The organism is Candidatus Neomarinimicrobiota bacterium (genome assembly GCA_041154365.1).
GTDB classification, from domain to species: Bacteria; Fidelibacterota; Fidelibacteria; order Fidelibacterales; family Fidelibacteraceae; genus Fidelibacter; species Fidelibacter multiformis.
In genome coordinates this window covers 535,168-549,440 of record AP035449.1, presented here as the reverse complement: position 1 = coordinate 549,440, position 14,273 = coordinate 535,168, and the positions used below count along the sequence as shown (strand labels likewise).

Genomic DNA, 14,273 nt, shown 5'->3' with positions numbered 1-14,273 from the left:
CGCCCTTTTTTATTTCAAGATGAATTTATGCTATTTCCGCCGGTAGGTTGTACCTTCTTTCCGGTCAATAAGTTCAATTCCGGACTTGAGCAATTCATCCCGGATAGCGTCTGCCCGGGCCCAGTCCCTGTTATTCCGGGCTTCATTCCTTTCTGCAATCCGGGCTTCAATGGCCTCATCCGACAGTTCGGCGGACTTTTTGTGATTTCCGGAAAAAATAACCCCCAAAACCTGATCCACTTTTTTTAGTGCCAACAAAATGCTTTTCTTATCTTCATGTGTCATTGGGAAATCTATCTTTATCCGGTTGATCCTTCGGATCATTTCAAACACAGACGCCAGGGCCGGAGAAATGTTCAGATCGTCGTCCAGGGCTTCTTCAAATTTTTCCAGCATCCGGGCGACTTCCTTTTCCACTTTATCATGAACCGGACCGTCCTCATGAATTTGATCAAGTTCAAAAAGGAAATCATCCACTCGTTTAAGGGATTTTTCTGATTGATCCAGAAGGGGCAGACTGAAATTCAGCTTTTGGCGGTAATGAGTAGATAGCAGGGTATAGCGGATGGCCCGGGGAGAATAGCCTTTATCTGTCAAACCCCGGATGTACATCATGTTTCCCAGGGATTTGCTCATTTTTTCACCATCCCAAAGCAGGTGTTCGCAGTGGAGCCAGTACCGTGCAAAAGGTTTGCCTGTGGCTCCCTCGCTTTGAGCGATTTCATTCTCATGATGGGGAAAGATATTGTCCACACCGCCGGTATGTATATCAAACGTCTCCCCCAGATATTTCATGGACATGGCAGAGCATTCGATATGCCAGCCGGGGCGACCTTTCCCCAGAGGTGTATCCCAATATACCTCCCCGTCTTCCGGTTTCCAGGCTTTCCACAAGGCAAAATCGTGTACCGATTCCTTTTCGTATTCATCACTCTCCACCCGGCCTCCACTCCGGAGGTTTTCCGGATTCAGGTTTTGTAACCGCCCGTAACGGGGAAAAGCCGTGATCTTGAAAAAAATGTTACCATCCTCTGTACGATAAGCCAGTCCTTTATCCAATAGAGACTGGATCAGTCTTACCATATCCCCGATGTGTTCTGTGGCTGCCGGAAAAACCTCCGCCCTGTCAATATTCAAAATCTCCAGATCCCTGAAGAAGGACTCTTTAAAAGGCCGGGTATATTCCTGAAGGGGGATTTTTTTCTCTGAACAATTCCGGATGATTTTATCGTCCACATCCGTCAGGTTCATCACCTGGGTGACTTTGAATCCTTTATATTTCAGGTAACGCTTCAGCTGATCCTCAAAAATATAGGCCCTGAAATTGCCGATATGGGCATGATTATATACCGTGGGACCACAGGTATACATCTTTACAACACCTTTTTCCAGGGGGATGAATATTTCTTTTTTTCGCTTGAGAGTGTTGTAAAAAACCAGGCTCATGATTGTTCCTTTTTTTCAAAACGTTTCAGGGCATCCCTGATGATCCAATCCGTCAGTGTGGGAAAATCCATTCCCATCACGTTGGCTGATTTAGGTAAAAGGCTGGTGGCTGTCATACCGGGCAGGGAGTTGGCTTCCAGAAAGTACGCTTCATAACCGTTTTTCAATCTGAAATCAATCCGGGCATAACTTTCAAGGCCCAGAATATTCCAAATGCGTAATGCTTTCTCTTTCAGGGATTGGGTGACATCATCTGCCAGGGGTGCCGGTACCAGATAACGGCTTTTTCCCGATGTGTACTTTGTTTCAAAGGTATACACACCGCCTTCCGGGAGAATTTCAATAAGGGGAAACGCTTCACCGCCTACAACAGGCACCGTGAGTTCCTGTCCCGGAATATATTCTTCAACCAGAATCACCGGGTCATAGGTCAGGGCATCCTTTATCAGGGGGCGGATATCACAGGGTTCCATCAAAACATGGAGCCCTACGGACGATCCGGCACTGTTGGGTTTGATCACCAGGGGAAAGGTCAGGGCATCCGGATTGATCTGTGTTTCACCGGTAATCCTGGCAACACGTCCTGTTTGAACACCTGCCTTTTCCGCAAGCACTTTCGAAAGATATTTATCCATGGCCAGGGCAGAAGCCAGGGGGCCGGAACCGGTATAGGGAATTCCGGCAATTTCCAGAACCGCTGCAATCATACCGTTTTCGCCGGTTCCTCCATGAAGGGCATTAAAAACGACATCGGTTTTCATGGCTTTCATTTCACGGATATGTTCTATAAAGACCCTTTCATCCCGATGTGCCATATCATCAAAATGATTATCCGTGACATCAAAGCTTTCCAGCATGCTGCGGAACTGGTCCATTTGATGCCAGGGCGTGGAGGGATCAACATAAAAAACGGTATAACCCAGAGATGTCAGGGCTTGTCCTACAGCTTTTCCACTGGTGATGGAGACATTCCGCTCCGGTGAAGCACCTCCCAGTAAAACGCAGATATTCATCAGGTTCTCCTCACAATCCATGAAACGGCATCTTTCAGGGTATCTACCACAATCAGATCCGGATCCACAGTTTTCAATTCTTCTTCTGTCTTCTCACCCTTGCCCGTCCGGACCAGTATAAAGGGAATGCCGGCATTCCGGGCGGTTTCGTAATCAGAACGGCTGTCCCCCACCATCAACGCTTCATCCAAAGAGATACCATGATCGGCAACTGCCTGCTGAATCATTCCGGTTTGGGGTTTCCGGCAGGAGCATCCTTCTTCAGGGGTATGGGGACAATAATAATAATCCGTGATTCTCCCACCGGCAGACTCGGCAGCTTGAATAACCTTTTCAAACATTTTCTCTGCAGCCTCCCGGGAAAAATAGTGGCGGTTTATGCCGGACTGATTGCTGATGATGATGACCTTGAGGGAAAGTCTTGTCAATTGCTGTATGGTTTCAGGCACAAACGGATAAACCTTCACATCCCGGACGGTACGGATATATTCATCCCTGTCTTCATTCAGTACACCGTCCCTGTCCAGAAAAACCACAGATATTTTCATAAGCGGAATTTAAGGGGAAGGAGTGACAAAATCAGCCGATTATCCTTTTTTATGTTGAAGAAAGATCATAAAACTCATTAGCTTCATTTTATGCGTTATGGTTTTGTCTCTCTTATTTTGTGTTTGATATTTATGGAACCCATTCAGGCTGGTGGGAAGGATTCCCTGATCAACAGCACTTTTTTAGGAGGCCCGGGGCGCAATGTCTACGGGAACAGGGCGCCGGATCGCCTTGAACTGCAATGGTCTTTCTACCTGGGTGAAGGAGAAACCACCTTATCCCGAAAGGCCGGAAACCGGACATGGAAGGGTTGCGGGTGGACCGGCCAGCCCTTACTGGTAAAAACGGAAGACACCTTGTACATCATTCAGGGGGCCTATGACCATCACCTGAAAAAGATCCGGGCTTCTGATGGAGAATTGATCTGGCAATATGCTTTTGATGATGTGATCAAAGGGACAGGGACCCTGTACGCGTCTCCGGACAAGGATCAACTGATCATTCTGCAGGGAAGCCGGCTGGGACTGAATAAATACCTGGATCATCCTATCATTACCAGTTATCAGGCCATCGATTATCATTCGGGCAAAGCTCTGTGGAAAATGAATGTCCCCTTTTTTGCCAGTTACAGCCGGGATGTGGACGGATCGGCCCTGATTGTTGATTCCCTGGCACATTTAGGTTTGGAAAACGGACAATTCATTGTGTTTGATCCCCGGCCGGAAAAGGCAGAAATGCGGGATGGCTTTCTTCAACCACGCATTCTGGAATCACACCGGCTTTATGCAAGGGAAGATACCCGGTCCCATGGCTTAAATCTGGTCACGGAGAGCTCCCCCTGTCTTTTGGGAGACCACATATATATCACATCCGGTTCAGGGCATGTGTATGGATACCATTTAAAAACCCGTCAGATTGACTGGGATTTTATCACCGGCAGTGATATGGACGGATCTCCGGTAGTCACATCGGACAGTTGTTTACTGGTGACCCTTGAGAAGCAGCACATCCCCGGAAAAGGCGGAGTGATGAAGCTGAATCCACAGAAAGCTCCTGATTCATCCTGCGTGGAGTGGTTTCTGCCTGTAGGGAATGCCGCAGTGGCAGAGTGGAAAGGCGGAATTATTGGCAGTGCATCTGTCAATGACCACACCCGGCCGGAAGGATATCCCCATATTGCCGCTGTCAATACTTTGGACAGCCTTTTATACATCATCGATTATAAAAACACACAAACTTATAAGGTATTGGGACCGGATAGCAGCACCTGGTACTTTAAACCCGTTGTTTTGGATTCGGTGCTTATCGGTCCTTCCATATCGACACCCATTATCGTGGGTAACAGAATCATCACAGCCGGCTACTGGGGAATATATCTGTTTGAATACTCTCCCGAAGGCCGTTTAAAAAGGCTTGATGCGCAACCTTTTGGTTGTGAAGCCACACCGGTTGTTCATGAGAATAAAGTCTATATTGGTTCCCGGAACGGGTATTTATATTGCTTTGGAAATTGAAATTAGAGCGAAGCGTCGGTCCAGATATACTCGATAGGATTGACGGGGTTGTTGTGATACCGCACTTCATAGTGAAGGTGCGGGCCTGTTGAGCGGCCGGAACTTCCAATAAATCCAATGACATCTCCCCGGCGGACAATCTGCCCTTTTTGGACATTCATGCGGCTTAAATGCGCATAAATTGTGGCAAATCCATAGCCATGTTCGATTTTAATCGTATATCCATAACCGCCGTTATACCTTGCATAGACAACTTTCCCACCGGCTGTGGCATAGACATGGGTACCGGTTGAAGCGGCAATATCAATTCCATGATGAAACGTCCGTTCGCCATTAAAGGGATCCAGACGATATCCGAAACGGGAAGAAAGATATCCCAGCTTTGTGGGGGAAATAGAAGGAATACTTTCAAACCGGTCTTTCTGAGTCTGTAACGTTTCAAAAAGCGTCTCATAGCTCATGAGTTCGAGCTTGATAGTCTGTGAAAGGGCTTTCAGATTCAGATCCATCTTTTCCAGAGCGCTTTCATCTTCCGGATCCAGATTGTCCAGGTTAAAATCTTCCGTCACACGTCCACCCACGCCCATTTTCCGGATATCCTGATCAATTTCCGGCAGATTGGCATATAAACGCAGGGCTTTATCTTTTTCCACAATTACATCAATCTGGTTTTGTAAGGTGGAAATCCGGGTCCGCATTTCTGACAATACTGATGTCAGATCATCATTATCTGCTGTAATTGCTTTGATTTTTTCTTCATAATAAATGCCAGCCAGATACTGGGCAGAGCCATAAATCGTCATCGACAAGAATAAAAATACCAGGCAGATAATCTGTACCATACGACTGACTGGAATCACCATCTCCCGCATTTCCGACGCATGCTCAAAAAAGATGAGAAACTTTGTATTGTGTGATTTTTTCAGTCGTGGGCTCATATGTCTATATTTTAAGGGTGAATTTACTTTCGATCAAGTATTAACCTAAAAACTTCTGCAAGAGCCTGGCCCGGCTGATATGCCGAAGTTTCCGGATGCCTTTTTCCTTGATTTGCCGGACCCGTTCCCGGGTCAGGTTAACCTTTTCCCCAATCTCTTCAAGGGTCATTTTAGGATAATTTTCCAGTCCATAGTACATTTTTATGATTTTTTGTTCCCTGTCCGTAAGATTCTTCAGCACATCGTGCAACTCATACTTGAGGGACTCATCCATAAGTTCGCTGTCCGGTGCATCGGCATCTTCATCCTCGATAATATCCAGAAAATACGAATCGCTTTCATCACGGACCGGGGCATCCACAGAAAGGGGAGATGTGCTGAGTTGGAGGGTTTTTTCCAGCGTGTCCTGATTGATATCCATATCCTGCGCCAGCTCTTCAAAATTCGGTTCCCGCTCAAACGTCTGCTCCAGGTGTTCCATTTCCCGGGCATATTTGTTCATAATGGAAACCATGGTCAGGGGAATCCGGATCGTTCGGGATTGTTCAGCCAATGCCTGAAGAATGGTCTGTTTGATCCACCAAACGGCATACGAGATGAATTTAAACCCCCGGCTCTCATCATAACGGTGTGCCGCCTTTATAAGCCCCAGATTGCCAATATTGATCAAATCCTCCAGGGGTAAACCCCGGTTCTGATATTTTTTGGCAATGGACACCACAAATCGCAAATTGGCACAAAGCATCTTGTTCAGGGCATCCTTATCTCCCTGTTTGATAAGCTGGCTCAAACGGATCTCTTCTTCCGGCGGCAGGGGTTCGGTCTCGGCAATTTCTTCAAGATAACTGGATAAATTGGGACTCACTCCCCATTTCCGGGAAATATAGGATATGTCTCGTTTCCGATGCTTCATGTTTTCAGAGAATTGTTACTCTCCGACCTTTGGCTCATCTGTCTCGGGAACGTCGGCTGCATTGACATCTTCCGGCATTTCCTCCTCAAAGGGATCATCTTCCGGTGTCATCCCCACCTGTGCCAGTTCATCCCGGACTTCCTGAACCTTTTTTTCTGCAAGAACAATCTGATCCATCAGTACCTGGATGTCATCATCCCCGGAGAAGTCAAATTTTTTATTCTCACTCATATCGTGATAAACCTTTTCACCCAGTTCTTCATAGGCTTTTGCCAAATCCCGTCCAGCCTGGTATAAGTCATATTTCAGGCGGGCTTTCTGAGTGAGATGCTCTGCTTTCTCAGCCGTGGTTTTGACCATACCTTCCACTTTAGGTCCGTTTTTGGTCCACCAGTCGTTTAAGAAATTCTTAATATCATCAAAGACTTTAGACATCTTGTCCTCCTCTGTTTCATTTGCTTCATCGTATTCGTAATAATACTACCATGAATTTATTAACCTTACAATAATTATTTTTATTGAGAATTTGCATTCATGGTTGGTGCGAAGTAATTTCTCCTACTTCTGGAGATTTGATATGCTAAAGCTGGAAAAGGTCACAAAACACTTTGAAAAGGTACATGCCGTTCAGGATGTCTCCTTTCAGGTTAACCGGGGATCCGTCTATGGTCTGTTGGGTCCCAACGGTGCCGGAAAAACCACAACAATCCGGATGATCATGAATATTATTCAACCCGATTCCGGCACAATCCGGATTGGCGACGGGACATCGGGAGGAACCGACAGCCGAATGCTGGGGTACCTTCCTGAAGAACGCGGACTCTACCAAAAACGGAAGATCCGGGAAGTAATCCGGTTTTTCGGTCAGTTGAAGGGACTCTCTCTCAAGGAAGCAGCCGATCACTGTCAGATCTGGCTGGACCGTTTCGGCATGAGCGATCAGGCAGACCGCAAAGTCAGCGAGCTCTCCAAAGGGAATCAACAAAAAATCCAGTTTATCGTTGCCACCGTCAGTTTTCCCGAACTTCTCATCCTCGATGAACCTTTTACCGGTCTGGATCCGGTCAATCAGATCATCCTGAAGGATATCATCCGTGAGTTCCGGGATGAGGGAAAAACCATCGTCCTGAGTACCCACCAGATGGACCAGGTTGAACAGTTGTGTGATCATATCTGCCTGATCAACAAGGGACAGGTTGTCTTGGAAGGCGCTCTTGCATCCATCAAAGAAAAACACGGAGATCAGCAAATTGAGATCCGTTTCAAGACCCGGCCAGAAAAAATTGCCACCGGACTTTTCAAATCGTATGACATCCAGAATAAAATTCTCCGGGGTTATTTACCTGACGATCTGTCTTTTAAAGAAGCAGTCCGCCGCCTGACGGATATGTGGGATATAGAGGGCATTGCCCGTTATACTCCATCCCTTGAAGATATTTTCATCAAGCTGGTTGAGGCCTAATATGTGGCAAAATATACGTACAATACTGCAATGGGAATATATTCACAGGGTTCGTTCCAAAGCCTTTATCCTGTCGATTATCCTCCCCTTCATCATTCTGGCGCTGGCCATTGGTCCCCAAATGCTTGCCATGAAAAGCGGACCTGAACCGGAATATCTGGTTTTGATGTGCCCGGACAATGCCCTGGCGGATACCATTGAAAACACATTCAACCGGAAATACCGGCTGGAAAATAATGAGCCCCGTTATCTTTTTACCCGGCAATCGAATAGGACCAAAACGGAAAAAGACACCCTGATACGTCACATGATCGGGCAGGATATGGCAGATGCCGTATTGACCGTCCACCTGGCAGAATCAGATACCATAGTAACTGAAATCTACTATAAAAATATGGGACCCGACCACATCAGCCGGATACAAAGCGGACTTCAGGACGCGGCAGAATCCTACCGGATGGATAAAGCAGGATTGAACAGGGATGTGCTGGCTTTTATCCAGACACCTGTAAAACTGAAGGAATATCAACTTACAGAACAAGGGGTCCTATCCGGTCAAAATATTTTTATCCGCTACATGACTCCCTTTGTTTTTATGTTTGTGCTGATTATGGGCATTATTACCACCTCACAAAGCATTATTTCGAGTATCATCGAAGAAAGAACCCATAAAATTGTAGAACTCCTCCTGTCCTCCGTAAAGCCTTCGGAAATTATGGCCGGAAAAATCTTAGGCATGGGACTGTTGGGCTTAACACAAATATTTATTTACATGATCATCCTGTATCTGGCAGGAAGCCATTTTTTATCCGACCAATGGACGTCCGGACTTATGAATACGAGTCACCTGATATGGTATTTTGTCTTTTTCATTTTGGGATATCTCATGTTCAGCACGATTTATGTCGCCCTGGGATCTCTTTTTGACAATGAACGGGATGCTCAACAGTTAGGGGGAATTCTATCCCTCATCGCTTTATTGCCCATTTATTTTATCTCTTTTATGCTGGAACATCCTGAAAGCAGTCTGTCGGTAATTTTGTCTTACATCCCGCTGATCACCCCTTTACTGATGATTGCCCGTATCGGGATATCCACCCCCCCATTCTGGAGTATTCTGGGCATGGCTCTGTATCTGGTTGCCTGGATTGTTTTCCTGATTTGGCTCTCATCCCGGATATTCCGCCTGGCGGTTCTCATGTATGGAAAAAGACCGACTTTCCAGGAAATACTCCGGTGGAACCGGTCACTTTCCCGGTAACGTAACAAAGTTCGTGCGATCTAAAACTGGAAATGTTATTTTAAATACCGGATTAACTCGAAAACACTAAATCAGGAGCAGATCAATATGGCTGAAAATGTCATCCATGTTAATGATTCAAATTTTGAAAAAGATGTCTTAAAAAGTGAAGTCCCCGTCGTTGTCGATTTTTGGGCAGAATGGTGTATGCCTTGCCGCATGATTGCCCCGTTCCTGGATGAAATCGCCGCTGAGATGGAAGGTAAAATAATCGTTGCCAAAGTCAATGTGGATCATTCACCGGTGACTTCACAAAAATTCGGGATCCGGTCTATTCCCACACTGATGATCTTTAAAAACGGGACGGTGGCTGACTCCATTCTGGGTGCTGTTCCAAAAAATGTAATCCGGCAAAAGATTCAATCAAATCTGTAGGGTTTCGATGAAATGGATTTTTTATAAGATTTTCCCACTGATTCTTTTTTTCTCGGCGGAATCTCTTTTTTCACTGACAATTACAAAAACCGAGCCGCCAAACTGGTGGAGCGGCATGGAAACCGACACCGTCACCCTGCTGATCTATGGAGATGATTTTACCGGTTTTTCCGCCCAGACAAGCGGAGAATTCGCCAAAATTCTGGAAGCACATCCCTATCCCAATCCGGCTTATTACCGGGTGAAACTGAAAATCCTCAAAAGCGGAACGGAAACCATCACATTTAAAAAGAAAAAAGGACTTTTTAGCCATGAATCTGCCACTATGGAATTCCCCATTGCAGAAAGGACGGGGAAATTACCGGCAGATATCAATGCACGGGATGTGATTTACCTGCTGATGCCGGACCGGTTTTCAGATGGAGATACTGACCGGAATTTCATCCCGGGCCACAAAGACCCGGTACGTCCTGAACACCCATGGGGCCGGCGCGGTGGGGATCTTCAAGGCGTGATCAACCAACTGGATTACCTTGGGGATCTGGGAATCACGGTTCTTTGGATGACACCTGTTTTTGAAAACAATTACATCAACTGCTATCATGGATACACGCCTACAGATCTCTATGCCATTGAGCCACATCTGGGGGATTTCCAGACTTACCGGGAACTGGTAGATAAAAGCCAGTCCCTTGGGATAAAAGTCATCATGGATCATATTATCAATCACATCTCCCCTTCCCATCCCCTGGCCCAAAATCCACCATCTTCCGAATGGATCAATTACTCCGTAGAGGACTTTGAACCTTGCAATTACCGGATTTTTGATGTCATCAATACATGGGGGCCGGATTCCCTCCGGGAAATTGTCCAGTCCGGATGGTTTGCCGGATACCTGGCAGATATGAATTTGCGGCATGATGCTGTGGTGGATTACTGGATTACCCATGCCATCTGGTGGATTGAAACCTTTGGATTGGATGGCATCCGGCAGGATACCTGGCCTTATTCGGATACTGCAGGATCTGCCACATGGGCCCGGGGCGTCCGGAAAGAGTATCCCGGCCTTTTTATTCTCGGAGAAACCATGGTCTTTGAGAAAACACCTCTTTCGTTTTTCTTCAGCAATCGACCAGACTTACAAAACGGACTCAGCTCCATCACGGATTTTGCCCATTCCAGCCAGATTCATCAACTGACTACAGGGAAAACCGGTATTAAAACATTCTATGAAAATCTTTCTCTGGATTTTATGTACCGGAATCCTTCCATGATGACGGTCTTTATGGATAATCACGATATGGGTCGTTTTTTTACGGACACGGGGGAAGACATCCGGGTCTACGTGAATGCATTTACCCTGTTATATGGTCTCAGGGGCATTCCACAGATCTATTATGGGGATGAAATCGGAATGACCGGTGGGCACGATCCTGAGAACCGGAAGAAATTTCCCGGAGGTTTTCCGGATGATGCCACTTCAGCCTTTACACAGGATGAGCGAAATGAGGTGGAAAACCTGCTCTATCACCAATTCAGGCGATGGAACCGTCTCCGGCAGGAACACCCCGGTCTTTTCACGGCGCCCATGAAACATATCCTCATAGGGGATTCTCTCTATGCTGCCTGGCGCTGCGATGATTACAGTATCCTAATTCTGATCTACAATGATGACTTTGAACCTGCCTCCGTCACAATGAATTCCCTGGTTCCTGAAATCAACGGAAAAGATGCAGAACTTATTTCGCCTCTTTACAACGCTGAAAAAATCCCCCTCGATACCCAATATAAAACCGCTATCCCGGCAAAGACGGCCGTTATGTGGCTTTTTACAGGTGGCAGACCGTAAATAACATGTGATTTTGACCATTTCTCTGACTATTTTATCACTAAGGACATCAATCATCCTGAATCGGAGATCAACGATGAAGCGACTTATTCTTTTGAGCTTAATCCTTTTAACCATTTTTAGCTGTGAACCCTACAAAAAGCTGGCTGTTGGAAACGACGGACCGGTTTATACATTTGTGGATGACTCACTCTGGGCAATCATAGAGGAAGCCATCCGGAAACCGGTGGAAAAGGAGATCCGGACACCCCAAATTGAACAGATCTACCATTTTGAAAAGGTTCCCTTGTCGGATTTCAAAGATTACCGGGCGTCCAAAAATCTCATGTTCATCACAACATTGGACAGAACGGACAGGACATCCCAATATGTTCAGCGAATGCTGCCGGATACGGCATTGCGCATGATTGAAAAGGGTGAGCGGTATCTGTTTCCTATAAAAGAAAAACTGGCCAAACGGCAGATTTTTATCATTTTGGCGGCACCGGACGACGAAAGCCTTTTAACATTTATCCGGAATGAGGGAAAGAATATTTATGACGCGCTGAATAAAGCATTCGTTGAACGGCAATTTGACCAGATGTATTATAAAGCCGAAGAAAAAGAGATCACAAAAAAATTGTTTGAAAAATACAAATTCTCTTTCAGGGTCCCCCACAGTTATCAGATCCTGGAGGAAGACCCCAATGAGCGCATCATTCAACTGGGGAGAACCGGTCCCTACCGCTGGGTTACCATTTACTGGCAAAAAGGCGGTCTCTCATCGGTTTTGGATGAACGATGGGCGATCACCATGCGGCACTGGCTGAGTTTGAATTATCTGGATGGTACATATGTAGAAAAACGATATCTGACACACCGGCTGGTTCATTGGGGAAATCGCCCGGTTTTCAATATTCGTGGATTGTGGGGACATCCGGAAAAAACCATGGGCGGACCCTTTTCCAGTTTTTATTTTTATGACGGGGTAACAGACCGGACCTACTTTGTTGATGTCTGTGTTTGGGCTCCGGGACAGATAAAAAATGTCTATCTCCGGCAGATGGAGCTCATGGTCAGCACCTTTTTTACAAGTGAAAAAGTCTTACAGGAATATATGAAATGAAAACAAAATACCTGATGGTTCTTGTTTTAGCAGGTTTTCTGGCAGGATGCAGTGGCAGCGGTCCACTCAAGGACAGCCGGGCAATTGTCAACCAGTACAACCGTTACCTGGAAGAAAAGCCCAAAGCCCTGGACCGGATCATTGCCACGTATGTGGATGATGAACAGGCTCAGGAACTCCGGGCGGAAGCCCTCCGCTATATCATTCGAAGCAGGGACCCTCTTTCCTATCGCCTGATCCAGTCTCAATTGAAAAAACCACAAACCATGGAATACTGGGCACTGGAAATCATCGCCGATGAAACGGCGCAACTGAACGACCCCAAATGGGGCACCCTGATGATGAATGCATATTCAGCCCTGATGGATCTCAGGATCAATCTGGAGAAAAAAATCCTGGGGAGTATTTTTGCAAATACGGATTTACAGAGCCTCCCCCGCTTCCTGGATTTATATCAGAAATCTTATGATCACTTTTTGCAGCTGGATGATGCCTTTGCCAAATCTCTGGGAAAATACGACGATGACGGAATTGTCCCCGTCCTGCTGAAAATCATCAATGATCCGAAACGAAGTCTGAGGACCCGGGAACGGGCTTTACAAATCCTGGCTGATAAAAATGAACCCGCTTTTACAGAAGCATTGATTGCACTCATGGGCGATCCAAAAACAGATCAGATGCTCCGTGAATTTTCATTTAATGTGTTGGATCTCACTCAGGATGAGGAAATATTGCTTGCCCTCCTTAAGTTTTTGGACCGGAGCAAGGAACGGCACAATCATATGCTGAACAGTGCCTTAGCGGTCTTGGAGGATTTTTCCGATCCGGCGATTATCCCTTCCCTCCGTTTGATAGCCACAGACGATAATTTTCCTTACCATCTCCGTAAAAAAGCAGTGGATGGCCTTATCGCATTTGAGTCACCTGAAGAGCTCATGTTTTTAATTCAGGCACTGGAAGAACCACATAATCTCATTTTTTGGACGGATATCGCCACGGCTGTCCGTAAATCAGGGGATCCGGACCTGTACCAGGCGATGGAGAAAACAGCCCTTGCCCTTCATCGTGACTTTCAGGGAGGTGCCAAATGAAAATATCACACCTTTTGTCGCTTCTTTTGATCCTCGTATCAATCGCCGCCGCCCAGGTCCCCCCGGCCTCGGATGTGCTTCACAAGGATTCGGACGGGGACCGCTATTATACAGCAGATGAAGAGATCCTTCAGCTGAAAAATGAGCTTAAGGCACTGAAAGAAGAAGTGCTGATGTATAAAGCTGAAGTGAATATGCCAAAAATCCGGAATGAGATCCGGGAAATGGTCACCGTACCTGAATTGACCCATCAGATCATATTGAAAAACGGGACCATTGTTCAGGGAACAATCCTGGAGGAAAACCTGTCCGAAATAAAGGTCCAAACCCTGATCGGTATCATAACGCTTCAGCGGGAACAGATTAAAAACATTGAACCTATAAAAAAACAGGCTCCCGTGCTGGAATTTGATGGCCCTGTCAAAGAAATGACGTATACCGATAAAAAAGTATTTCTGGGAAAGGTGACAAACAACGGAAATCAACGGGCGGACTTTGTCCGGGTTGTGTTCAGGCTGTATGATGATGGAGCCAATCTGATCAGTACAGACAGCAGTTTTGTTTTAGGGAATGACATGAAATATCTTGGTGGTATTTATTCTTCTTCAGCACTCTTGCCCGGAAGTGGTGGCAATTTTCAGTGTTCCGTACCTACCCTGGATAAAAATGTCAGTTATTATACCAGTGAAATCAAATATTTAAATATTGAATAAATCTC

The 14,273-nt window shown here is 46.1% G+C and carries 14 protein-coding genes; 8 read left to right on the top strand and 6 right to left on the bottom strand.

Annotated elements, in window-relative coordinates; all coding sequences use genetic code 11:
• Positions 1 to 30: 30 nt before the first annotated feature.
• From cysS to strainIA91_RS02330, 3 genes are read right to left on the bottom strand one after another with little or no spacing between them, the layout of a single operon-like run.
• A complete protein-coding gene (gene cysS, locus strainIA91_RS02340) occupies positions 31 to 1,446 on the bottom strand; it encodes a cysteine--tRNA ligase (RefSeq protein ID WP_400167492.1) in 1,416 nt (471 codons plus the stop codon).
• Positions 1,443 to 2,459: a D-alanine--D-alanine ligase gene (locus strainIA91_RS02335; protein ID WP_400167491.1), complete on the bottom strand. Its 1,017-nt coding sequence runs from the start codon at positions 2,457 to 2,459 to the stop codon at positions 1,443 to 1,445. The genes cysS and strainIA91_RS02335 overlap by 4 nt, the downstream gene beginning before the upstream one ends.
• On the bottom strand, positions 2,459 to 3,007 hold the full coding sequence (locus tag strainIA91_RS02330) for a D-glycero-alpha-D-manno-heptose-1,7-bisphosphate 7-phosphatase (RefSeq protein WP_400167490.1): 549 nt from the start codon (positions 3,005 to 3,007) through the stop codon (positions 2,459 to 2,461). The genes strainIA91_RS02335 and strainIA91_RS02330 overlap by 1 nt, the downstream gene beginning before the upstream one ends.
• A 132-nt stretch (positions 3,008 to 3,139) precedes the next feature.
• Here strainIA91_RS02330 and strainIA91_RS02325 point away from each other — a divergent pair, with 132 nt between their 5' ends.
• Positions 3,140 to 4,522: a hypothetical protein gene (locus strainIA91_RS02325; protein ID WP_400167489.1), complete on the top strand. Its 1,383-nt coding sequence runs from the start codon at positions 3,140 to 3,142 to the stop codon at positions 4,520 to 4,522.
• A gap of 2 nt (positions 4,523 to 4,524) precedes the next feature.
• Here strainIA91_RS02325 and strainIA91_RS02320 read toward each other — a convergent pair whose 3' ends face one another.
• The 3 genes from strainIA91_RS02320 to strainIA91_RS02310 are packed head-to-tail and all read right to left on the bottom strand — an operon-like array spanning position 4,525 to position 6,808.
• Positions 4,525 to 5,460: a M23 family metallopeptidase gene (locus tag strainIA91_RS02320; protein ID WP_400167488.1), complete on the bottom strand. Its 936-nt coding sequence runs from the start codon at positions 5,458 to 5,460 to the stop codon at positions 4,525 to 4,527.
• 40 nt (positions 5,461 to 5,500) lie between these two features.
• The gene (locus strainIA91_RS02315) at positions 5,501 to 6,373 is read right to left on the bottom strand and encodes an RNA polymerase sigma factor RpoD/SigA (RefSeq protein WP_400167487.1); all 873 of its coding nucleotides are present in this window, start codon (positions 6,371 to 6,373) and stop codon (positions 5,501 to 5,503) included.
• Positions 6,374 to 6,388: 15 nt separating this feature from the next.
• A complete protein-coding gene (locus strainIA91_RS02310; protein ID WP_400167486.1) occupies positions 6,389 to 6,808 on the bottom strand; it encodes a hypothetical protein in 420 nt (139 codons plus the stop codon).
• A 142-nt stretch (positions 6,809 to 6,950) separates the two neighbouring features.
• Between strainIA91_RS02310 and strainIA91_RS02305 the strand changes: the two genes are divergently transcribed.
• The 7 genes from strainIA91_RS02305 (at position 6,951) to strainIA91_RS02275 (ending at position 14,268) form a co-directional block, all read left to right on the top strand.
• On the top strand, positions 6,951 to 7,835 hold the full coding sequence (locus strainIA91_RS02305; RefSeq protein WP_400167485.1) for an ABC transporter ATP-binding protein: 885 nt from the start codon (positions 6,951 to 6,953) through the stop codon (positions 7,833 to 7,835).
• 1 nt (position 7,836) lies between these two features.
• Complete coding sequence (locus tag strainIA91_RS02300) at positions 7,837 to 9,096, top strand: ABC transporter permease (RefSeq protein ID WP_400167484.1); 1,260 nt, start codon at positions 7,837 to 7,839, stop codon at positions 9,094 to 9,096.
• An 87-nt stretch (positions 9,097 to 9,183) separates the two neighbouring features.
• The gene (gene trxA / locus strainIA91_RS02295) at positions 9,184 to 9,510 is read left to right on the top strand and encodes a thioredoxin (RefSeq protein ID WP_400167483.1); all 327 of its coding nucleotides are present in this window, start codon (positions 9,184 to 9,186) and stop codon (positions 9,508 to 9,510) included.
• 7 nt (positions 9,511 to 9,517) lie between these two features.
• Complete coding sequence (locus strainIA91_RS02290; protein WP_400167482.1) at positions 9,518 to 11,359, top strand: alpha-amylase family glycosyl hydrolase; 1,842 nt, start codon at positions 9,518 to 9,520, stop codon at positions 11,357 to 11,359.
• Positions 11,360 to 11,435: 76 nt separating this feature from the next.
• Complete coding sequence (locus strainIA91_RS02285; RefSeq protein ID WP_400167481.1) at positions 11,436 to 12,464, top strand: DUF4837 family protein; 1,029 nt, start codon at positions 11,436 to 11,438, stop codon at positions 12,462 to 12,464.
• Complete coding sequence (locus strainIA91_RS02280; RefSeq protein WP_400167480.1) at positions 12,461 to 13,555, top strand: HEAT repeat domain-containing protein; 1,095 nt, start codon at positions 12,461 to 12,463, stop codon at positions 13,553 to 13,555. The genes strainIA91_RS02285 and strainIA91_RS02280 overlap by 4 nt, the downstream gene beginning before the upstream one ends.
• Positions 13,552 to 14,268 (top strand): hypothetical protein, encoded by a 717-nt coding sequence (locus tag strainIA91_RS02275; protein ID WP_400167479.1) that lies wholly within the window; start codon positions 13,552 to 13,554, stop codon positions 14,266 to 14,268. Before strainIA91_RS02280 ends, strainIA91_RS02275 begins: the two co-directional genes overlap by 4 nt.
• Positions 14,269 to 14,273 lie beyond the last annotated feature (5 nt).